At 40.8% G+C, this 20,528-nt stretch carries 18 protein-coding genes and 2 tRNA genes; 12 read left to right on the top strand and 8 right to left on the bottom strand.

The window, feature by feature from the left end:
• Positions 1–204 precede the first annotated feature (204 nt).
• From zwf to PSH54_RS13865, 7 genes are all read left to right on the top strand, one after another.
• A complete protein-coding gene (zwf, locus tag PSH54_RS13895) occupies positions 205–1,677 on the top strand; it encodes a glucose-6-phosphate dehydrogenase (RefSeq protein ID WP_004589178.1) in 1,473 nt (490 codons plus the stop codon).
• 3 nt (positions 1,678–1,680) lie between these two features.
• Positions 1,681–2,391, top strand: a complete 711-nt coding sequence (pgl, locus tag PSH54_RS13890; protein WP_273606365.1) for a 6-phosphogluconolactonase — start codon at positions 1,681–1,683, stop codon at positions 2,389–2,391.
• A 338-nt stretch (positions 2,392–2,729) separates the two neighbouring features.
• Positions 2,730–3,437, top strand: coding sequence for a SapC family protein (locus tag PSH54_RS13885; RefSeq protein WP_004589180.1), 708 nt, complete (start codon positions 2,730–2,732; stop codon positions 3,435–3,437).
• 245 nt (positions 3,438–3,682) lie between these two features.
• Complete coding sequence (locus tag PSH54_RS13880; RefSeq protein ID WP_273606364.1) at positions 3,683–4,717, top strand: isoaspartyl peptidase/L-asparaginase family protein; 1,035 nt, start codon at positions 3,683–3,685, stop codon at positions 4,715–4,717.
• Between the two features lie 95 nt (positions 4,718–4,812).
• Positions 4,813–8,700: an ATP-dependent RNA helicase HrpA gene (gene hrpA / locus PSH54_RS13875; protein ID WP_273606363.1), complete on the top strand. Its 3,888-nt coding sequence runs from the start codon at positions 4,813–4,815 to the stop codon at positions 8,698–8,700.
• A gap of 74 nt (positions 8,701–8,774) precedes the next feature.
• Positions 8,775–9,155, top strand: coding sequence for a response regulator (locus tag PSH54_RS13870; RefSeq protein WP_024034218.1), 381 nt, complete (start codon positions 8,775–8,777; stop codon positions 9,153–9,155).
• A 9-nt stretch (positions 9,156–9,164) separates the two neighbouring features.
• The gene (locus tag PSH54_RS13865; protein WP_138685908.1) at positions 9,165–9,461 is read left to right on the top strand and encodes a PilZ domain-containing protein; all 297 of its coding nucleotides are present in this window, start codon (positions 9,165–9,167) and stop codon (positions 9,459–9,461) included.
• Positions 9,462–9,555: 94 nt separating this feature from the next.
• Here the strand turns inward: PSH54_RS13865 and PSH54_RS13860 are convergent, their stop codons facing one another.
• A complete protein-coding gene (locus tag PSH54_RS13860; RefSeq protein WP_054983075.1) occupies positions 9,556–10,746 on the bottom strand; it encodes a class I SAM-dependent methyltransferase in 1,191 nt (396 codons plus the stop codon).
• A 140-nt stretch (positions 10,747–10,886) separates the two neighbouring features.
• Here PSH54_RS13860 and PSH54_RS13855 point away from each other — a divergent pair, with 140 nt between their 5' ends.
• Both PSH54_RS13855 and PSH54_RS13850 read left to right on the top strand, forming a co-directional pair.
• Entirely contained in the window at positions 10,887–11,543 is a 657-nt protein-coding gene (locus PSH54_RS13855; RefSeq protein ID WP_273606362.1) for an HD domain-containing protein, read from the top strand.
• 1 nt (position 11,544) lies between these two features.
• Positions 11,545–11,973: a VOC family protein gene (locus tag PSH54_RS13850; protein WP_273606361.1), complete on the top strand. Its 429-nt coding sequence runs from the start codon at positions 11,545–11,547 to the stop codon at positions 11,971–11,973.
• Here the strand turns inward: PSH54_RS13850 and PSH54_RS13845 are convergent.
• Together PSH54_RS13845 and PSH54_RS13840 are read right to left on the bottom strand one after the other, a co-directional pair.
• Complete coding sequence (locus PSH54_RS13845; protein WP_055255630.1) at positions 11,970–12,965, bottom strand: response regulator; 996 nt, start codon at positions 12,963–12,965, stop codon at positions 11,970–11,972. The genes PSH54_RS13850 and PSH54_RS13845 overlap by 4 nt on opposite strands.
• A gap of 15 nt (positions 12,966–12,980) precedes the next feature.
• Positions 12,981–16,307 (bottom strand): MHYT domain-containing protein, encoded by a 3,327-nt coding sequence (locus PSH54_RS13840; RefSeq protein WP_273606360.1) that lies wholly within the window; start codon positions 16,305–16,307, stop codon positions 12,981–12,983.
• Between the two features lie 309 nt (positions 16,308–16,616).
• Here PSH54_RS13840 and PSH54_RS13835 point away from each other — a divergent pair, with 309 nt between their 5' ends.
• On the top strand, positions 16,617–17,267 hold the full coding sequence (locus tag PSH54_RS13835; protein WP_273606359.1) for a M48 family metallopeptidase: 651 nt from the start codon (positions 16,617–16,619) through the stop codon (positions 17,265–17,267).
• Between the two features lie 63 nt (positions 17,268–17,330).
• Here the strand turns inward: PSH54_RS13835 and PSH54_RS13830 are convergent.
• Together PSH54_RS13830 and PSH54_RS13825 are read right to left on the bottom strand one after the other, a co-directional pair.
• A tRNA-Tyr gene (locus PSH54_RS13830) sits at positions 17,331–17,415 on the bottom strand.
• A gap of 48 nt (positions 17,416–17,463) precedes the next feature.
• Positions 17,464–17,548: transfer RNA gene (locus tag PSH54_RS13825), tRNA-Tyr, on the bottom strand.
• Between the two features lie 112 nt (positions 17,549–17,660).
• Here PSH54_RS13825 and PSH54_RS13820 point away from each other — a divergent pair.
• Together PSH54_RS13820 and PSH54_RS13815 are read left to right on the top strand one after the other, a co-directional pair.
• Positions 17,661–18,188 carry a VC2046/SO_2500 family protein gene (locus PSH54_RS13820; protein ID WP_029774253.1) on the top strand — a complete coding sequence of 176 codons (528 nt, stop codon included), beginning with the start codon at positions 17,661–17,663 and terminating at the stop codon, positions 18,186–18,188.
• 190 nt (positions 18,189–18,378) lie between these two features.
• A complete protein-coding gene (locus PSH54_RS13815; RefSeq protein WP_004589192.1) occupies positions 18,379–18,681 on the top strand; it encodes a DUF6172 family protein in 303 nt (100 codons plus the stop codon).
• Positions 18,682–18,811: 130 nt separating this feature from the next.
• Here PSH54_RS13815 and PSH54_RS13810 read toward each other — a convergent pair whose 3' ends face one another.
• The 3 genes from PSH54_RS13810 to PSH54_RS13800 form a co-directional block, all read right to left on the bottom strand.
• Positions 18,812–19,291, bottom strand: a complete 480-nt coding sequence (locus tag PSH54_RS13810) for a YchJ family protein (protein WP_273606358.1) — start codon at positions 19,289–19,291, stop codon at positions 18,812–18,814.
• Positions 19,292–19,333: 42 nt separating this feature from the next.
• Positions 19,334–19,768, bottom strand: coding sequence for a SulA-like leucine-rich domain-containing protein (locus PSH54_RS13805; RefSeq protein WP_024032354.1), 435 nt, complete (start codon positions 19,766–19,768; stop codon positions 19,334–19,336).
• Positions 19,769–20,051: 283 nt separating this feature from the next.
• Positions 20,052–20,507 carry a tetratricopeptide repeat protein gene (locus PSH54_RS13800; protein ID WP_055254982.1) on the bottom strand — a complete coding sequence of 152 codons (456 nt, stop codon included), beginning with the start codon at positions 20,505–20,507 and terminating at the stop codon, positions 20,052–20,054.
• Positions 20,508–20,528 lie beyond the last annotated feature (21 nt).

The raw sequence follows: 20,528 nt of genomic DNA, 5'->3' as shown, positions 1-20,528 counted from the left end.
GCCTGTATTTTTGTGAGAGGATTTACAGGACTCCTAAGACTCATTTAATTGTGCGAACAGTCAAATAATAAATAAAACGCCATAGCGTAAAACATTCAATAGGCTTTTATTAACACTAAGAGCCACTGTCATTCAAGCACTAAACCTGCATACCAAGCGGCTTATGGAAGTCGCTTTTAGGTATTACAAACGTAGAGAGTAACTATGCTTAATCCTTTTGATATTATAATTTTTGGGGGCGGTGGTGATCTTGCGTTACGCAAATTGCTACCTGCAATGTACAGAGCATATCAAGAAGGCAACTTACCAGAAGGCTCGCGTATTCTGCCTACAGTGCGTGAAGAAAGTAAGCGTGCTGACTACATAGAAACAGCACACAACGCACTGAAAGAATTTTTAAGTAAAGGCGAATTTAACGCTAAAGATTGGAAAGCATTTTCTACTTACTTAGTGCCTGTAGTAAGCAACGTAACCGAAGCTGACGACAACTGGGATGTACTTAAAGGCATTTTAGATGAGCACGACAGCAATAAATCTCGCGTATTTTATTTATCACTTCCGCCTGCTGTTTACGGCACATGTTGTGAAATTTTATCAACGAAAGGTTTAATCACACCCACTTCACGTGTGGTTGTTGAAAAGCCAATTGGTTACTGCGGCGAATCAGCAGAGGCTATCAATGGTAAAATTGCAGAGTTTTTTGACGAAGAGCAAATTTTCCGTATTGACCACTACTTAGGTAAAGAGACAGTACAAAACCTAATGGCACTGCGTTTTTCAAACTCACTGTTTGAAAACATGTGGGATGCTAAATCTATTGATAATATTCAAATTAGTTTATCTGAAACGGTAGGTCTTGAAAGCCGTGCTGGTTTTTACGATAAAGCCGGTGCACTGCGCGACATGGTGCAAAACCACCTATTACAGTTATTGTGCTTAGTGGCAATGGAATCACCAAATAAACTAAACGCAAATAGCATCCGTACTGAAAAACTTAAAGTATTAGAAGCACTTCGTCCGTTACTTGAAGGTGACGTAGATGAAAATATCGTTCGCGGTCAATACGTACCAGGGGATTTAAACGGTAAAATTGTACCAGGTTACTTAGAAGAGCTTAACGAAGGTTCAAGTAAAACAGAAACCTTTGTGGCTATTCGTGCACACATTGATAACTGGCGCTGGGCGGGGGTACCTTTTTACCTTCGTACTGGTAAGCGTATGGCTAAACGTTGTGCAGAAATTGTGGTTGAGTACAAAAAAGTATCACACAATATTTATGAAGAAAACGTGGGTAATATTGAGCCAAACCGCCTTGTTATTCGTTTGCAGCCGGAAGAGACGATTCAATTAACGCTTATGTCTAAGCGCCTTGATAATCTTGAAATGCAATTAGAGCCGGTAACGATGAATATTGAGCTTTCTCAAGCATACAGCAACGGTTTCCATTCTGATGCGTACAAACGCTTAATGCTTGATGCTGCAGCTAATAACCCATCGTTATTTATACACCGTGACGAAGTTCGTCAAGCGTGGAAATGGATAGATCCAATTATTGAGCGCTGGCAAACCAAAGGCAAACCTGCACTTTATCGTGCTGGTAGCTGGGGACCGGATGATGCTGATGAATTATTAGCTGAAAACAACCACGTGTGGTTTAACACAGGCGATAAGGCGTAAGGTATGGCAACACTTGTTGAAAAATTTTTTGACTCAAAAGATGAGTTAACCGCTGAGCTATCACACACGCTTGAGCAATCTTTACGTGATGGCATAAAAAGTGATGGCCGTGCTGTGCTAATGGTATCGGGCGGTTCGTCTCCGGCGCCAGCGTACAAGCACTTATCAACGCTTGATTTAGATTGGCAAAATATTGATGTAGCCATGGTTGATGAGCGCTGGGTTGAGCCAAGCCACGAAAAAAGTAACGAAGCGTTTATAAAAAGCACCTTGTTACAAAATTACGGCAGTGCCGCTAATTTTATTACCATGAAAAACGATGCAGCAACGGCCGAGCAAGGTACACAAGTATGTGAAGCCGCTTATGGCGCTTTAAAAGCACCGTATGATGTAACAATTTTAGGCATGGGTCCAGATGGCCATACAGCGTCATTGTTCCCACATGCGCAGGGCCTTGAGCATGGTTTAACAACACAGCAAACTGTATGCGCTATTAATGCAATAGAAAGTGACGTGACAGGCAGCATTACAGAGCGCATGACACTGACTTTAAATGCAATAGCAAACTCTAAAGTGGTTAAACTTCTGATCAGTGGTGAAGAAAAGCTAGCGGTTTACAAGCAAGCTAAAGCGGGTGGCGATGTAAACGATATGCCACTTCGCGCTGTGCTAAACCACCCAAGCATAAATATTGAAGTGTATTGGGCGCCTTAATTTAGCCGCTCATTTACAGTTTAAAAAGGCAGCTTAATTAAACTGCCTTTTTATTTGGCTAAATAACATGCTAAACCCATTTAAAAAATACCGTCAAACTGTTAACCAATGTTAATGGTTTTTATGGTGCTGTATTAAAATCACCCGTTATTTGTACTGTTTTTGAGCGTATTAGTTGCGTTTTTATTGTCTGTTTTTTAGCAACGCCCAGATTTAGTTAAACTTTATTTTTTCATGACGGTTGTCATAAAACTTTCCCTTCCTTTTTTCGTTCAAAAGCATTAGCCTAAAGGCATTAACAATGAAACATATATATTAAAAATAAACGGAGCAGTAACATGGCGGAGCAACAAGTACAGCCTTTACACAACGAAAAGCATGCCAACACTAAAATTCAAAACGGCATCAACGTTGAATTTATGAAAACTCAACATTTAGTGCCAGTAGTTGCACATGAGTTTGCACGCGTAGCAAATGAATTCCCAATGTCTTTTGTTAAAAACAACGAAAGCGGTACTTTCCAAGCAGTTGCAATGTTTGGCCTAGAGCCAGGCGAAAACCTGTTTGTAGAAGATGGTAAATGGACAGCAGCTTTTGCGCCTATGGCATCAACGCGTTACCCATTAGGTCTAGTAAAGCACCCTGAGCAAGATCAGTACGGTATTGTGATTGACGAAGCAAGCTCGCTTGTAGGTGAAGAAGAAGGCAACGCATTATTTGAAAACGGTGAAGAAACTGACTACTTAAAGCGTCGTAAAGAGTCTTTAGTGTCTTTCATTGAGTTTTCTCAAGTAACAGAAGCATTCACTAAATACTTAGCTGATAAAGAGCTACTAGTAGCGCAAACGCTAACAGTAGACATTAAAGGTGAGAAAAAAGACATCAACGGTATTTACCTTATTGATGAGAAAAAACTTAACTCGCTTAGCGATGAAGAATTTTTAGAGCTTCGTAAGCGCGGTTACTTAGCACCTATTTATTCGTTCTTAACATCTACTCACCAAGTAGCACGTTTAGCACGTTTAAAAGCTAAGCAAGACGCGTAATTACATACACGTTTAGTAAAAAGCGCCTGATGGCGCTTTTTTTGTGCCATTAAACTTACTCTATGCCAATTGGGTTAAAAAGTAGGGGTGATGAAGGGAAATAACGCCCTCGTATTTCGCTTTGTTATTAGGCTGTTTATTGGCTGCTTAAATAAAGCGCTAACTTAATGCCGTTGATATTAGTTGAAAAAATACGCGTAACCATTCAAAGTAAATTCAATACTAAATTTAAAAAAGAGCGCACTATGAAAAAAACATTCTTATTGTCAGTTTTAGCCAGCGGCTGCTTAACATTAAGCACGCAAGCATTAAGTGAACAAGCCCCGTTTGCTATAGCGATTCATGGTGGAGCAGGCACAATTGAAAAAGCAAAATTTACCCCAGAGCAAGAAAAAGCCTACCGAGCAAAACTAGCCGAAGCTGTTGAAGCGGGTTACACCGTACTTGAAAAGGGCGGCGAAAGTTTAGATGCAATCACCACTGCTATTGAAGTATTAGAGCAGTCGCCTTACTTTAATGCTGGGCGCGGTGCAGTGTACACCTATGATGGCAGCCATGAACTTGATGCCTCAATAATGGATGGGCGAAACCGTCAAGCGGGTGCGGTCGCTGGCGTTAAGCACATAGAAAGCCCAATTCAATTAGCCCGCTTAGTAATGGATAACTCAGTACACGTAATGCTTAGTGGTCAAGGCGCCGAAGAATTTGCAAAAGAACAGGGCGTTGCGCTGATAGAAAATAATATATTTGATACTAAGCACCGTTATGAAGCACTTTTAAAAGCAAAGCAAAAATTAGAAAAAGAAAAAGCAACCAGCAAAAACTACCAAGCTGCGCATAATGCCCTGCCAACAAATTATAAAATGGGCACCGTAGGCGCAGTGGCACTTGATAAAAACGGCAATTTAGCCGCAGGTACATCTACAGGTGGCATGACCGCAAAACGCTTTGGCCGCATTGGCGATTCCCCTGTTATTGGCGCGGGTACATTTGCTGAAAACGATTCGTGTGCGGTGTCGGCCACCGGTCACGGCGAGTATTTTATTCGCTACAGTGTTGCCAGTGATATTTGTGCACGCGTTAAATATCAAAATAAAACCATTGAACAAGCTGGGGATGAGGTTATTAACCAAGTACTTGCGCCTATAGGTGGTACAGGTGGGGTTATTATTGTGGATGCTAAAGGTCATATTAGTATGCCATTTAATACCTCGGGCATGTACCGAGCGAGCAAATCGAACACGCAAGCAACCTTTGTGGGCATTTTTAAAAACCAATAGCGTGATATATAAGCCTTATAGGGATTGTAGGATTAACGCTGCGCGTTTATTTTGATACTATTAGCCCTCATTTATTAAATTTATAAGGTGTGCGGGTGGTAAACCTAGGTCAGTTGTTTGGCGAGCTTAAAACGTGCTTAAAAAAAGATCAGTTTATATTTAAAAAACGCTTACATGGCGTAAAAAAAATACAAGACGAGACTAAGCAGGCCAATGCCCTTGAAAAAATAGCGGCTGATATTACCCGCAGCCAGCAGCTACGTGAAAAACGTTTAGCTGAGCTGCCCGCTGTAACGTACCCTGAGCAATTACCGGTAAGTCAAAAAAAGGATGTCATTAAAGACGCCATTGCGAATAATCAAGTGGTGATTATTGCCGGTGAAACAGGCTCAGGTAAAACCACGCAAATACCAAAAATGTGTTTAGAGCTTGGCCGTGGGGTTGATGGCTTTATTGGCCATACCCAGCCAAGACGTTTAGCCGCGCGCAGCGTAGCTAACCGCATTGCTGAGGAAATGAAATGTGAGCTTGGCCAACAAATCGGTTTTAAAATACGCTTTAGTGATCAGGTTTCTAATAATACGTATGTAAAACTGATGACCGACGGTATTTTGCTCGCCGAAATACAACAAGACCGTTTTTTAAATCAGTACGACACCATCATTATTGATGAAGCCCATGAGCGCAGCTTAAATATCGATTTTATTTTGGGGTATTTAAAAAACTTACTGCCAAAGCGCCCCGACTTAAAAGTTATTATTACCTCGGCGACCATTGATCCTGAACGTTTTTCAAAGCACTTTGATGATGCGCCAATTATTGAAGTGTCGGGACGTACATTCCCCGTTGAGGTGCGCTATAACCCTATAAGCGATATAAATAAAGACGCTATGGAAGCCGAAGGCGACCAACTGCAAGGTATTTTTGATGCGGTAGATGAGCTGTGCGCTGAAGGGCCAGGGGACATTCTCATATTTTTAAATGGCGAGCGCGAAATACGCGATACCGCAGAGGCGCTCTCTAAACGTAATTTAAAACACACCGACGTATTACCACTTTATTCGCGCTTATCTAACGCAGAGCAAAACCGTATATTTGCCCCGCATTCGCGCCGCCATATCATTTTATCAACCAACGTGGCCGAAACCTCATTAACGGTGCCGGGTATTCGCTATGTAATAGACCCAGGTACAGCGCGTATTAGCCGTTACAGCTATCGTACTAAAGTACAGCGTTTACCTATTGAGCCTATTTCTCAGGCAAGTGCGAACCAACGTATGGGACGCTGTGGCCGTGTTGAAGCGGGTATTTGTATTCGCTTGTATTCGCAAGATGACTTTATATCTCGCCCAGAATTTACAGACCCAGAAATACTGCGCACTAATTTAGCCTCTGTTATTTTGCAAATGTTGGCATTAGGGCTTGGCGATATGAGCGAGTTTCCGTTTGTACAAGCGCCAGATAGCCGCAATATTAACGATGGTTTAACCCTACTTGAAGAACTTCAGGCGATTAAGCCGAGTAAAAAGCGCCATCAAACGAGTTTAACGCAATCAGGGCGTGAGCTTAGCCGCTTACCGGTCGACCCGCGCTTAGCTAAAATGGTGTTGACGGCTAATAAGCTCGGTGCACTACGAGAAGTTATTATTATTGTGGCAGCGCTGTCGATTCAAGACCCCCGAGAGCGCCCGCAAGAAAAACGCGCCGCAGCGAACGAAAAACACAGCCGCTTTGATGACCCTGACTCGGATTTTATTGCTTTTTTAAATCTTTGGAATTACCTAGAAGAGCAGCAAAGTGAGCTGACAAATAGCCAGTTTAGAAAGTTGTGCCAAAAAGACTTTTTAGCTTATATGCGTATTCGTGAGTGGCAAGACATTGTTTATCAAATAAGCACTGTGTGCAACGAAATGAAAATTAAAGCCACCACGCAAGTGGCTGACTCTGAGCTAATACACAAAGCGCTACTGAGCGGCATGTTAAGTCACATAGGCTTTAAAGACGAAAAGCAAATATATAAAGGCGCTCGTAATAGCCAGTTTCATATTTTTCCGGGTTCTGGATTATTTAAAAAGAGCCCCAAATGGATTATGTCGGCAGAGCTGGTAGAGACCAGTAAACTATACGCACGCATTAATGCCAAAATAGATATTAATTGGGTAGAGCCCCTTGCACAGCATTTAGTAAAACGAAGCTATTCTGAGCCGCATTGGGAGAAAAAACCAGGTGCTGTTATCGCGTTCGAGCAACAAACCTTGTACGGCTTATTGGTGGTTAATAAACGCCGCTGTGTGTATAGCAATATAGACCCTAAAGTTAGCCGTGAGCTGTTTGTACGCACCGCGCTTGTAGAGCAAGAGCTTGGCTTAAATGAGCAATTTTTAGCGTACAACCGCGAGCTAATAGAAGATATTCAGGTGCTTGAGCATAAATCGCGACGTCGCGATATTTTGGTTGATGAGCAAACGTTATTTGAATTTTACGAAAAAAAAATACCTAAAGAAATTAACAACCGTGCAGCCTTTATAAAGTGGTATAAAACTCAAAAGCAAAAAGACAAACGCTACCTATACATGACCCGTGAAGAGCTTATGCAGCACGGTGCAAGTAATATTACTGAGTTTGATTACCCTGATACATGGCAACAAGATAATATTATTTTGCCGCTGAGCTATCATTTTGATCCAGGACAAGCTGTTGATGGGGTGGCTGTACAAATACCGGTAGCACTTTTAAACCAAGTGCAAGAAACCGGGTTTGATTGGCACATACCTGCCTTTAGGCATGAGCTAATAAGTGGTTTAATTAAATCGTTACCTAAGTCGTTACGTCGTAACTTTGTACCTGCTCCCAATTACGCTGATGCTGTACTGGCAGCCATTGAACCTATGCAAGGCAGCTTACTTGATGCACTTACTACACGCTTACTAAGAATGACAGGCGTAAAAGTAGATATAGAAGCGTGGGATTTAAACGCATTGGCGCCTCATTTAAGATTGCAGTTTGAGGTGCGTGATGAGCACGATAAATTGCTTGCACGCGGGCTAGATTTAGCAAAACTAAAAGCACAGCTGCAAGGTAAAGTAACTGATACGCTATCGAAGGTGGCTGATAAAGGCATTGAAAAAGCCGATTTAACACAATGGGACTTTGGCGCTTTGCCTGCTTCGTACGTTAAAAAGCAAGGCCAATACGAAATAAAAGCTTACCCAGCGCTGGTAGATAAAAAATCCACAGCGGCAATTGAGCTCTTTGATAGTGAAGAAAAAGCCCAGCAAGCGCATCAGCAAGGTTTACGGCGTTTAGTTTTATTAAATGTGCCGTCGCCAATAAAGTACCTTCAGCAAAACTTGCCTAATAAAGCCAAACTGGGCTTGTACTTTAATCCGTTTGGGAAAATTGCAGATTTAATTGATGATTGTATTGCCGCCGGCGTAGACAGCTTATTAATAAAGCATGGCGATATACGCGATGAAAACGCTTTTGATAAAGTTAAAGAGCAAATTAGGGGCGAACTAGGCGATGCTGTGGTCGAAATTGCCACCCAAGTTGAACAAGTTTTAAGCATTGCTCATGCGTTACATAAAAAAATGAAAGGGCGTGTCGATTTAACTATGATAACTGCCCATGGCGATATAAAATCGCAGCTTGAGTCACTTATCTTCAAAGGGTTTGTCAGTGCTCACGGTGCGAATAAAATGCCCGACCTAATTCGTTATTTAAAAGCGATTCAAAAACGTTTAGAAAAACTGCCTGTTGATCCTAACCGCGATAGATTGTGCGTTTTAGAGCTTGAAAAAGTAGCGCAAGAGTACAAAAAGCTCGTAAATAAAATTCCAAAAGGCTTGCCTATTCCGCAACAGGTAAACGCTATTTTTTGGATGCAGCAGGAGCTTAGAGTGTCACTGTTTGCGCAAACCTTAGGTACCCCATATCCTATTTCTGCAAAACGCGTTATGAATGCGATAAAAGAGATAGAATAAAACTTGCATTTTCTATTAAGCTTAGTACCTTAATAGAAGGATTTATTTTTGGTTGAGAAGGAAGCGACATACCTATGTCCTCATCGGTTGAACATAAGATTAAGCGATTGTTAGTTGTAGATGACGAGTATTTTAATTATGAAATGCTTAAATCTGCCCTGACCTCAAAATTTGATGTTAGTTATGCTGACTCGGGGAAAAGCTGTTTGGCGTCTGCCATTGCTAACCCGCCGGATATTATTTTGCTTGATGTATGTATGCCTGGCCTAGATGGGTATGATACATGTCGGATGCTTAAGCACACGCCTGAGACTAAAAATATACCTGTTGTTATGGTTTCGGGCTTAGAGTCGCCCTCGGAAAAGCAAGCTGGCTTTGATGCAGGGTGTGATGCCTATGTAGTAAAACCGTTTTCGATGGGTACTTTATTTGAGCAAATAAACACGGTTGTTTAAAGGTGATGCATGTTTACTGAAGATAAGCGCAATTTTAGACGTATGCAGGTTAATACCCCTGCGCGATTAACAACAATAGAGCCTGTTGCTGGGCTAAATTATACCGCAGAATGTGTTGATTTAAGTGCCACTGGGTTATCTCTTCATTTAGATGACTTGCTTGAGCTCGATACTTTGCTACAGGTTAATATAGAGTCGACTCACCCAAGTATTGCCTCTTTAAATGCAACGGCTAAAGTTATACGTGCTAGCAAAGAAGACGATGGCACCATTACCGCAGGATTAGAAATAGTTCAGTTTAATTAAATTGAATAAACACCTAGCGGCTGGCTTTTGCTATTGCAGATGTTAAATAGTTCGGTTTTATTACCTACGTCCTTGTAGGTAATAACAATAATTTTTAGTAAACCTTACAAATCAAGCCTTTTAAGTAAAAGCCTTCAGGGTAACTGCCAGCAATAGGGTGATCGGCCGCTTGATTTAAACGCTCCATAATCAATAGCTCTTTACCCGCATCTAGCGCAGCGTCTGCTACCACTTTTTGAAATAAGTTTTGCTCCATTAATCCAGAGCACGAGAAGGTAAGTAATGTACCGCCCGGTTTTAATATTTGCATAGCAATCATGTTTATATCTTTATAACCACGACATGCACCGGTTAACTGCGCTTTGTTGTCTGCAAATTTTGGTGGGTCCATCACAATAGTGTCAAACTGTTTGCCTTCCTCACGGTATTGGCGTAATAGCTTAAACACATCTTGTTTTACAAAATCGACTTTATTTAAATCTAAGTTATTGTGCTCTACGTTACGCTTAGCGGTATCCAGTGCTGGTTGTGATACATCAACATTAGTGACGTGTTTACAGCCACCACGTAGTGCGTAAAGTGAGAAAGTACCTGTGTAGCTAAAGCAATTTAATACGGTTTTATCTTTTGAAAAGCGCTCAAGTGCTGCGCGGCTATCACGTTGATCCAGATAAAAGCCTGTTTTATGACCTTCTAAAATGTCTACTTCAAGCTTTAAGCCATTTTCTTCAATAACTACAGGCTCTGAAGGTTCGTTGCCCCACAGTACACCTTTAATAGGTTCTAAGCCTTCTTTGGTGCGCACGTCTACATCTGAGCGCTCATAAATATTCGCACCAGGAAAAATAGCCATTAACGCGCCTACAATTTCACCTTTATGGCGCTCAGCGCCGGCACTTAGTAATTGGCAAACTAAGGTGTTATCAAACTTATCAATGGTTACACCTGGCAAGTAGTCAGACTCAGCAGCACACAACCTAAAGCCAGTTAAACCGCCTTCGGCTATTGCATGCTCGCGGGCATGTAAAGCACGGCGTAAGCGACGCTCAAAAAAGTGTTGGTCTATTACTTCTTTTTCATCAAAGCTCCACACACGCGCTCTTATTTGTGAATGAGGGCTATAAGCAGCGGTGGCTAAAAATTTACCTTCGCTGTCGTGAATGGTGACCGTATCACCTAGGCCTGGTTTACCTTTAATTTTTTTGATGGCTTTTGAAAATAACCAAGGGTGTTTTCTTTTTAATGATTTTTCGCGACCAGCTTGTAGGTAAACGGCAGATGACATAAGGCTTCTCAGTTGTAATAAATAAGCGCTGTATTTTAGTCAAGCATAGGGCAACATACAATGAATGTTTTGCAAGGGAGGTGTAAAGCACGTTAAAGTACGGATAATTCTCATATAAATTAGTTTTTTGGAACATCACTGTGCCCAACACTGCTTTAAGCCCTGAGTTACAACAGCTTGATTCTCAATGTCGCTCATTTATTACTTCGTTAATACATGCCGATGTAGCACACGACATAACACATATTGAACGCGTAGTGCGTGTTGCCATTCAATTATGTCACGCCGAGCAAGCCAATATGAATATTGTTTTGCCGGCGGCGTGGATGCACGATTGTGTTGCGGTGGCAAAAAACCATCCGGATAGAGCAAAAGCATCTACTATGGCGGCAGATAAAGCCATTGCGTTTTTAAAATCAATTAACTACGACGCATCTTTGTTTGATGATATTCATCATGCTATTGCTGCCCATAGCTTTAGCGCCAATATAGCGGTTAAAACTGTAGAAGCGCAAATCGTGCAAGATGCCGATAGAATGGACGCACTCGGTGCAATAGGCGTTAGCCGTTGTATGAAAGTAGGGGGCTCTATTAGCCGCTTACTGTATAACCCTGATGACCCATTTTGTGTTAACCGCGAAGCAGATGATAAAACCTATACCCTTGATCATTTTTTTATTAAATTGCTTCATATTGCTAAGAGCATGAATACGCCCTCAGCTAAAGCCGAGGCAGAGCGACGCACAGAGTATATGTATGCGTTTTTAGAGCAGCTAAAATCAGAAATTGGTCAATAATATGAGCACTCCGTTATTATCGGGCATTGATCATTGCCACCTTAATGTTGAAAACATCCCAGAAGCGCTAAAGTGGTACAAGCAGGTACTAGGCTTTAGCGTAGTTGAAGAGCTTGCCTTTTGGGATGAAAATGGCAAAGGGCCACTCACACTTGAAGATAGCGCAAAAACAACGCGTTTAGCGTTATTTGAAGGACAAGGGCGAAGCAAAGGTATTGCGTTTGCAGCCACCGGTGCACAGTTTATTGGTTGGGTTGATTATTTAAATGGCTTAAACATAAAAACTGTACTGGCTGATCACGGTGTAACGTTTTCGCTTTATTTTAAAGATAACAGTGGGAATAGCCACGAAATAACCTCTCATGACTACCCGCACATAAAAGCGGTATATGGTGATGTAAAACAAGGCTCGCGCACGCGCAATACTTAGTGTTGCTCTTGATATGCGTTTTTAATTGCGATTATAGCATCGAGCTTATTTACAAATAAATTGATGAGGTGTGGGTCAAAGTGTTTACCCGCTTGTGCTTGCATATGCTCAAGCGCCTCTTCTACACCCCAAGCCTCTTTATACGGGCGTTTTGAGGTAAGGGCATCAAATACATCTGCAATAGCCACAATACGCCCTTCAACCGATATTTGTTCGCCTTTTAAACCATTAGGGTAGCCACTGCCATCCCACTTTTCGTGGTGCTCTATAGCCAGTTTATGGGCAAGTTGTAATAGCGGTGATGAGGAATTTGCTAAAATTTGCGCGCCAATAGCCGCATGCTGTTTCATGTGGTCAAATTCGTCAGGGGTTAATCGCCCAGGCTTTAATAAAATAGCATCCGGAATACCTATTTTACCTACATCGTGCATGGGGGCTGCTTGGCGAAGTAGCTCTGCTTGTTGCTCACCCATGCCAAATTCTAATGCTAATAATTTACTGTATTGGCTCATCCTAGCAATGTGCTCGCCAGTGTCTGTGTCTTTATACTCTGCAGCGCGGCCTAACCGATGTACTAAATCAACATGGGCTTGCTTTAATTGCTCGGCTTGTACGAGCGATAAATGCGTTTTAACACGTGCGCGCACAATCGCGGGGCTAATAGGTTTAGTAATGTAATCAACAGCACCAAGTTCAAAGCCTTTAAACTCATCGCTTTCATCACCCAAAGCCGTTACAAAAATAATTGGGATATGCGAAAGCGCGGGTGTGCTTTTAAGTATTTCGCACACCTCAAAGCCATTCATATCGGGCATCATGATATCGAGTAATATAAGTTTAGGCTGTTCTTTTTCTAGTAGCGCAAGTGCTGCGGCGCCCGATTTAGCAAAAGACATACGGTATTGATTACCTAATACTTCTCGCATGACTTTTAAGTTAGCAGGTTCATCGTCAACGATTAATATACGTGGTTTGTCGTTGCTAAAATCCATTCAATATTCTCATTCTTAGGTAAACTCTTTAATTAGACCGTCTAGCACGTGTTGCGCCTGATCAAAGTCAAATTCATCAAATGCGTTTACAACCTCATTTATTTGAGTTTGTAAGTGTGCAGGGGCGTTATTTTCAAGCTGCGCAAGCAAATCATCGTTGAGCTCGGCGCTTTGCGCTTCATGGTGTAGCGTTTCACACAGTGACTTTAATTCAGCCGCGTTTAGCGTGCTTTTTTGCTCAGTATTTTCACTCTCAGCAGGCGTGATTTGTGCGCACTCATCGCCTGATATTAATTGCGTTATTGTTTCTAACTCGTCTTTTATTTGTGTTACTAACGCTGTAGATTGCTCAGAAGTTTGCTCACGCTCTAAATTGGCTAATAAAGTCATTAATGTTGTTAGGCCTAAATTACCGGCGACCCCTTTAAGGGTATGTATCAGGCTATTGGCGTCTTTAATCTCAGATAACTTACTGTTAAATAAAATATCAAATCGTTTATTGCTGTCATTGATAAATTTGGCAATTTCGGTTAACTGCTTGCATTTATTACCCCAAAGCATCACACCTTTTTCAAAGTCGATGTGTTTAGCCTCAGGGTCTGATTGGCTAATAACCATATCTTTAGCAATACCTAAGCCAAGCACCTGAGCAATTTCTTGGTTAAGCTGATTTATATCTATCGGCTTATTAGCAAAGCCGTTCATGCCAGCACGTTTAGCTGTGAGTTTATCTTGTTGTAGGACGCTTGCCGTTAACGCAATAATGGGGGTAAATTTAAGCTGCCTTTGCTTTTCTATGGCTCTAATTTTTGTGGTTGCTTCTATGCCATCACACTCAGGCATATGAATATCCATTAAGATGACATCAAAATCTTGTTTCTCGAATATTGCAATAGCCTCTAAACCGTTGCTTGCTTTGCTTACCAAATGTTGATCTTTAGAAAGTAATAACGAAAGCAGCTCGGTGTTTTGCTCAATATCATCCACCACAAGTACCCTTAGCGATGGTAATTGAGTGTGCAGGCCATCGAAATGGTCTATTTTTTCTGCATCGCCTTGTTTAAGCGGTAAAGAGAAGTAAAAGCAGCTACCTTTGTTTTCTTCACTGACTAGGTTTATAGTGCCGCCCATTAGCTCTACTAATTGTTTACTAATGGTTGTTCCAAGGCCTGTACCGCCAAAGCGACGAGTAGTGGTGCCATCGGCCTGAACAAACGGCTGAAATATAGCTTTAACACGGTCTTTGGCAATACCTATGCCGGTATCTTGCACTTCAAAAAAGAGCTGATCAGTTTGCGTAGTACTTACAGTTAGCTCAACCGAACCTTGCTCGGTAAATTTAATGGCGTTACCGATGAGGTTAGTTAAAATTTGCCTTAACCTATCTGGGTCGCCATAGTAAGTTGTGGCAACAGAATCTTTAATGTTCAACTTTAAACGCAAGTCTTTCTTTTTTGCTTCAAGCCAAAATGTCGAAATAATGCTATCGAGTACTTGTTTTAAACTAAAGTGAACGGGTTCAATAGTTAGCTTTCCGCGCTCAAGTTTTGCGGTATCAAGCACTTCGTTAAGTAACCTTAATAATGAACGCGCCGCATTATTAACTGTAACCAAGTGCTTTTGCTGTTCTTGGTTTAGCGGAGTGTCCATCAGTAGGTCGCTAAAACCGATAATAGAATTCATCGGCGTGCGGATCTCATGGCTCATATTAGCCATAAAAGATTGCTTAGCGTGCGCTGCTTCTTCAGCTTGCAATTTTGCCTGCTCAAGTTTGTCTTCGTATTCTTTTTGTTCTGTAATATCAACTAATACCCCATCTATCCACTGCGGGTTATTATCTTTATCACAGGTAATACTGCCTTTATCTAATACCCAGGCAACTTTGCCGTTACGGTGGCGAATACGATACTCTACCGAGTACTTTAAACTTGAGGTCATGGCTTGCGCTACGGCTTCGTTTACCGTTGGCTGATCTGTTTTTAAAATAAGGTCGTTAAGTTCAATGCAGCTTTCTGTGAACTCTTCTGGCGTGTACCCTGTTAGCTCAGCCACTGTTGGGCTGATAAATAACATGCTCCAGTTTTCGTCGTACTTACAGCGAAAAGCAGCGCCAGGCATATTATCCATTAAAGAGCGGTACTTTTGCTCTTTTTCAATAAGACTTTGCTGCATAGCGCGTTGTTCGGTTAAATCGGTGATAAAGCCAACATATAACGGCATATGGCCTGGCTGATTAACTTCCCCTATACCTAAGCGAATAGGAAAAAGGTGGCCATCTTTGTGTTTGGCAGACACATCCCTATTTATACCAATTACTTTACCTAGATCTACATTTTTGGCGTGAGACAAATAGCCATCATGGTGGCGAGCGATTTCATCGGCCATCAGCATTTTTACATTATGACCTTGAACTTCGTTTTCTCGCCAACCAAAAATTTTGCTGGCAGCTTCGTTAAAGCTCAAAATAATGCCGGTGTGATCTATAGTCACAATGCCATCAATAGCAGTGCCTAAAATAGCATTTAGTCGAGATTCATCCGCCGATTTTTCCTCAAGCAGTAAGCGGTATCTAACCATGCCATTTATAACTGCAATGACACAGGTTATAGCAACGGTCGCGGTAGCTACGGCAATAGCCACAAAAGCAAGCTCAGTGGTTGACTCTTGATAATCGGGTAAAAGCGGAGAGGTTGCAACAAAGCGGGTAGCAGCCATACCCATATAGTGCATACCTGCCACCGCTGAGCCTAAAATAACAGCGGTAATAGAGCGCGCTTGCAGTTGTGATAAATTAGGTAGCAAACGCGTTAAATGATAACGCGTAAAAAGTGCTATGAACGATAAACCAACAGCGACCACAATTGATAAAGCAAATATGATTGCATCATAACGTAGTAACGGGGCCAGCTCCATTGCTGCCATGCCGCTGTAGTGCATTGTACCAATGCCTGAGCCTAGTAAAATAGAGCAAATAATAAGGTGTTTGTATGACCCTTGCGATTTTACTAAAATCGAAAAAGCGTACTGACATGCAATAAACGCCGGTAAAAAAGACAAAACGGTAATGATTGGGTCGTAGTGTATTTCTGTGCATAACGAAAAGGCCAACATACCTATAAAATGCATACTCCAAATACCGGCCGATAAAACAGTGGCACCGGTCACATTGGCTAAGCGTTTATAGCTTTCGAATTGCGTTTGCTTTGCTACATCAACCAACCAGATCGTAAAAAAGGCAGCAAAAATAGCGGTAATGACCGATAAACTAACCAGTATAGGGTTATATGCACCGTTGATAATGAGGCTCGGATCGTGGTCGGTTATAAAAAATGCAGACAGCATAGTGGCTCAAATTAGTATCTTTATTGAACTAGTTTAATAGATTTATTTTATAAATAAACTGTTAATCTAATAATTTATATTATAAATCAGCGAGGTTACTTTTTAGCATTAAAGTATTAACATGCGTAGCGTACTTTATTAATAAGACGTGATTTTGCGTAAATAAAAATAATAATAAACACTGAGCCCATTTATTTATCGCTAAATAACTACATTGATTAAATAAGGCTTTATAATACGCTTTTATTTATATTTAGAGCATACACCTTGTTTGAGTATCAGCTAAAACGCAGTGCAAGGCGTAAAACAGTGGCAATAAAAGTTAGCCAAAAATTAGTTACTGTTTATGCGCCTACACACGTGCCAAAACTACAAATAGAACAATGGCTGTTTAGTAAAAATGAGTGGGTAACTGCGCAATTGCATAAACAACTTAACGCCATTGATACTCAACAACACCCGTTTAAAAACCAGCAAATAATGGTTTTTGCTAAGCCATATACCATTACTTTTGCAAAAGGGACACGCTCGCATGTTCAGCAATCTGATAGCGTATTTACTATTTACACTTCTAATCGAGTAAAAAAACAGCCTGAAAAACGCAAGCAGTTACTTTGCCTTGCCCTTGAAGAAGTGCTAACAAACTACATTGAAATGCGTTTAGCTTATTATTGCCAACAGATGTCAGAAGCATTACCGACTAAATTGACGATTGGAAGTTATAAACGTAAGTGGGGGAGTTGTAATTCTCGGCGAGAGCTAACCTTTAGCCTTAACCTTGTTGGGGCGCCTCATCATATAATTGATTATGTTATTGTGCACGAATTGGCTCATTTAAAGTATTTGAACCACAGCAGCGCTTTTTGGAAGCGCGTAGCTAATTTTTATCCCGATTATAAATCTGCATCAGCATGGCTTAAAAACCACGGAGCAACATTACAGTGGGTATTTGATAATTAGTCTAAAAATGAAGTTTTAAATAGTAATGAAAAAGATATAGAAAAGGATACTGAAGATAAGAAGTGGTGGAGGGAGCTGGATTCGAACCAGCGAAGGCTGAGCCGTCAGATTTACAGTCTGATCCCTTTGGCCGCTCGGGAACCCCTCCACACTATTTTGTTACATTTGGCCCCACTTAACTTAGCGGTAAGAAAAGTGGTGGAGGGAGCTGGATTCGAACCAGCGAAGGCTGAGCCGTCAGATTTACAGTCTGATCCCTTTGGCCGCTCGGGAACCCCTCCAATGCAACGGCGCTGATAATAGCAAACTGCGTATTTAAGTAAAGAAAAAAGCTAAAGAAATTTGAAATAAAGCCGATAAATATCTATCAGTTATCATAATCGGCTAAAGACTATGCAAATCGATGATTTGTTAATCACAGAGAGTCAACTAAAGACCAGGCTAAATAAAAGTGTGCATGAAAATCGCAGAGGCGAATTCTCACTTTTATTAGCGATGCTATCGCACGATGCGCTGGATTTTAGTCAATTTCACTTGCCAAAAAGTGAAACGCATAGTGCTTATGTAGACGAAGAACAGTTAAGGGAGCGCTTTGGTGCTGGACCAAAGCAATTATTAGCTCCCGAAAAATTTGATATGACCATAGGGCAAGAGCACGCGTCGGTGATTGTTCAACAAGGCGAGCAAGCAGGCATGAAAGCAATAAAATTAAGCCACTGCTTAAACCCTGAGCCACTAGCGATTAGAGATGACAAGTTACATATTCCTTTAACAGTAATCGATAATTGTGAACTATCAGTACGCAGGCGCTTAAATGACACGCACACCGCGCTTGCAAGTCCACAAATGGACGCCGCGGCATTTTATGACGATTTAACTAATGAGGCTATACATAAGCCATTGCTTGTTGCTAACGCATAAAAATAATTTAACACTTGTGCGTTTTAAAAGCCTAAAACACCTTATATTTAATAACCGGTTATGCAATAAAATAGAACAATTCTTTTTTTGTTTAAAAAAAGCATCCACAAATTAAATGCAATTGCTATAATGGCTGCAAATGGTATGACTTGAGTGCCATTATCATTAAATCAAGGTAATTAGGAACGTAATGAAGAAAACATTCACGCTAAATCATGAGAAAATCAAATACCCTCGTATGGTTGATGCTGCAAAGCATGAAGTGAAAAAATATTTGAAAAGAGAGCGCAATAAAACGCTACCTGTTGAAGCTGATTACTGGGCGTTTGACTGTAAGTTTGGCACAAGTGCCGATGATGCCGAAGTTGTTCACGTAGCTGAAATTAACAACAAGATCAGCGAAATCGAAAAGCAGGCGCTTACTTCATTCTATGTTGAGATTTTAGCTAGACCTGCGCAGCGTGAATCGTTCGATCTAGATGATGATGAATAAACCAATAGCAATATTGTAGAAAATGGACCTAGATGGTCCATTTTTTGTTTATGGCAGTTATTAACATGTTTAGTGGTATAGAGTAGCGCTTAAATAAAAAGCTATTTTTATGCTAAGTGTTTAGCTTATTTTATACACTGTGACACTTTTTATATTTTTTACCGCTTGCACATGGGCAGGGGTCGTTTCTGGCAACTTTTATATCGGCGACCGGATTAATAATACCCTCTAAATAACGCCATTCACCGTTCTCTTTTATAAAGTCTGATTTCTCATCCAACTCACAATATAAGTTTTGGTAAAAATAATACGCGTTAAAGGCAACATAACCTCGCTCATCACTTTGCTGCGTATCGCGCACAACTAATTTTACAAAGCGGCAGCTATTAGCAAAGTCAGCAATTTCATTTACTGGGTTTTGTGCTTGTTTTTCTTTGGCGTAAGTTTTAAATACATAAGATGCATTTTTTAATGCATAAGCACTAAAGCGCGAACGCATTAGTTGCTCAGGTGTTGCTGGGGTTTTTATATCAAGATGATAAGGCTGGCAACAGTCGCCATAATTAAGCTGACTGTTGCATAAGCAAGCGCTAGTACTAGTTACACTCATAAAATACTAATTAACATAAATTAAAAATGTATTTTACCAAGCTTATTGAGTAAGTGATATTGCTGTAGTGCTGGTTTTTTTAGTAAAGCAAAATAGCTTAGCGCTTCTTTTGTTTAAATTAAGCGATAAATTAACAAGCTGCTGCTCACTTACTATATCGGTCCACGTAATAATGGCTGCAAAGTTACCATTATGAAGTGCTGAATTAAGCACATACTCTAAATTTACTAAATGCTTTTGTCTTATTACAAGCAGTTTGCTGGTATCTATAGAGCAGCTATCTAACAAGGCTTTACTAGGCACATGGTCGGGCGCAATCAGTAAGGTCCATGCGTTAGAGCTATTGTATTGGTGCAACACTTTTAGCATCTCAAACGTAGCAGAAATTTCATCTTCTACTTTTATTAAGTTTACCGACTCACTTTCATCATGTTGTTGGTAGCTTTTAACGGTTCTTACGGTAATTGGCTGTAGCATAGGTCTCACTCACTGGGTTTATATACAGTACATGTATACAGTAGTTTATACAGTTGTTGTGTGCAAGCGTTTTTTGTTATTTTTTATACAGTTAATGGTTTTAAAAAATAAAGAATAAAAATAACCATTTAAAAACAGTGGGTTATAATTCAAGCTGTGTAAGTGAAAGCTGAGGGTGTTTGCAGTACTGTATAAAGTGTAGCAGTGTTATACAGTACTTAAGGGATGGCTATACAGTTATTTTAGTGTGTTTTACAGTGCTTAGCTGTTAGCTATACAGTAGTTAGTCATTTTTTGGGATTAAGTGGGCAAACTGAATTTGGTGGATTTGCTCATACAAACTGGCTGCATAGCACTGAGCGTCTTTAAGACGCTTGGTGTCGATATATTTTCTTAAATCATCTAAAGCAGCGGTTGCCGGTTCATAGCCTTGGCTGCTGGCTAAACTTAACCATGCTGCTGCGTGAAATACGCTTTTTGGTACGCCTTGGCCTTTGACAAAAAATAACCCTAAATAAAACTGGGCGCGATGATTTCCGGCCATTGCGGCAAGGCGCATCCACTTAGCTGCCAACGGTGCTTGGTTATGCTTTAAATAATACAGTGCTTTGTTAAGTGTTGTTTGCTCACTTACATCACTATTGTTTTCAGCGCTGTGGTTTGTAGGCTGTGTTACAAAATCTAAAATATTGTTTAATTGCTGCTCTAAGTCTTGTCCGCTAGGCTGAGTCTTATTCATATATTTTCTTTTTTATAGTTT

Origin of the sequence: Pseudoalteromonas sp. Angola-30 (genome assembly GCF_028599215.1) — a bacterium.
In the GTDB taxonomy this organism is placed as follows: domain Bacteria; phylum Pseudomonadota; class Gammaproteobacteria; order Enterobacterales; family Alteromonadaceae; genus Pseudoalteromonas; species Pseudoalteromonas atlantica.
This window is presented reverse-complemented; position numbering and strand designations above follow the sequence as displayed.

What these genes read in the sequence shown, in the direction of transcription:
- zwf (WP_004589178.1), top strand. Translation starts at nt 205, where the DNA reads ATGCTTAATCCTTTTGATATTATAATTTTTGGGGGCGGTGGTGATCTT.
- pgl (WP_273606365.1), top strand. Translation starts at nt 1,681, where the DNA reads ATGGCAACACTTGTTGAAAAATTTTTTGACTCAAAAGATGAGTTAACC.
- PSH54_RS13885 (WP_004589180.1), top strand. Translation starts at nt 2,730, where the DNA reads ATGGCGGAGCAACAAGTACAGCCTTTACACAACGAAAAGCATGCCAAC.
- PSH54_RS13880 (WP_273606364.1), top strand. Translation starts at nt 3,683, where the DNA reads ATGAAAAAAACATTCTTATTGTCAGTTTTAGCCAGCGGCTGCTTAACA.
- PSH54_RS13870 (WP_024034218.1), top strand. Translation starts at nt 8,775, where the DNA reads ATGTCCTCATCGGTTGAACATAAGATTAAGCGATTGTTAGTTGTAGAT.
- PSH54_RS13865 (WP_138685908.1), top strand. Translation starts at nt 9,165, where the DNA reads ATGTTTACTGAAGATAAGCGCAATTTTAGACGTATGCAGGTTAATACC.
- PSH54_RS13860 (WP_054983075.1), bottom strand. Translation starts at nt 10,746, where the DNA reads ATGTCATCTGCCGTTTACCTACAAGCTGGTCGCGAAAAATCATTAAAA.
- PSH54_RS13850 (WP_273606361.1), top strand. Translation starts at nt 11,545, where the DNA reads ATGAGCACTCCGTTATTATCGGGCATTGATCATTGCCACCTTAATGTT.
- PSH54_RS13845 (WP_055255630.1), bottom strand. Translation starts at nt 12,965, where the DNA reads ATGGATTTTAGCAACGACAAACCACGTATATTAATCGTTGACGATGAA.
- PSH54_RS13840 (WP_273606360.1), bottom strand. Translation starts at nt 16,307, where the DNA reads ATGCTGTCTGCATTTTTTATAACCGACCACGATCCGAGCCTCATTATC.
- PSH54_RS13820 (WP_029774253.1), top strand. Translation starts at nt 17,661, where the DNA reads ATGCAAATCGATGATTTGTTAATCACAGAGAGTCAACTAAAGACCAGG.
- PSH54_RS13815 (WP_004589192.1), top strand. Translation starts at nt 18,379, where the DNA reads ATGAAGAAAACATTCACGCTAAATCATGAGAAAATCAAATACCCTCGT.
- PSH54_RS13810 (WP_273606358.1), bottom strand. Translation starts at nt 19,291, where the DNA reads ATGAGTGTAACTAGTACTAGCGCTTGCTTATGCAACAGTCAGCTTAAT.
- PSH54_RS13805 (WP_024032354.1), bottom strand. Translation starts at nt 19,768, where the DNA reads ATGCTACAGCCAATTACCGTAAGAACCGTTAAAAGCTACCAACAACAT.
- PSH54_RS13800 (WP_055254982.1), bottom strand. Translation starts at nt 20,507, where the DNA reads ATGAATAAGACTCAGCCTAGCGGACAAGACTTAGAGCAGCAATTAAAC.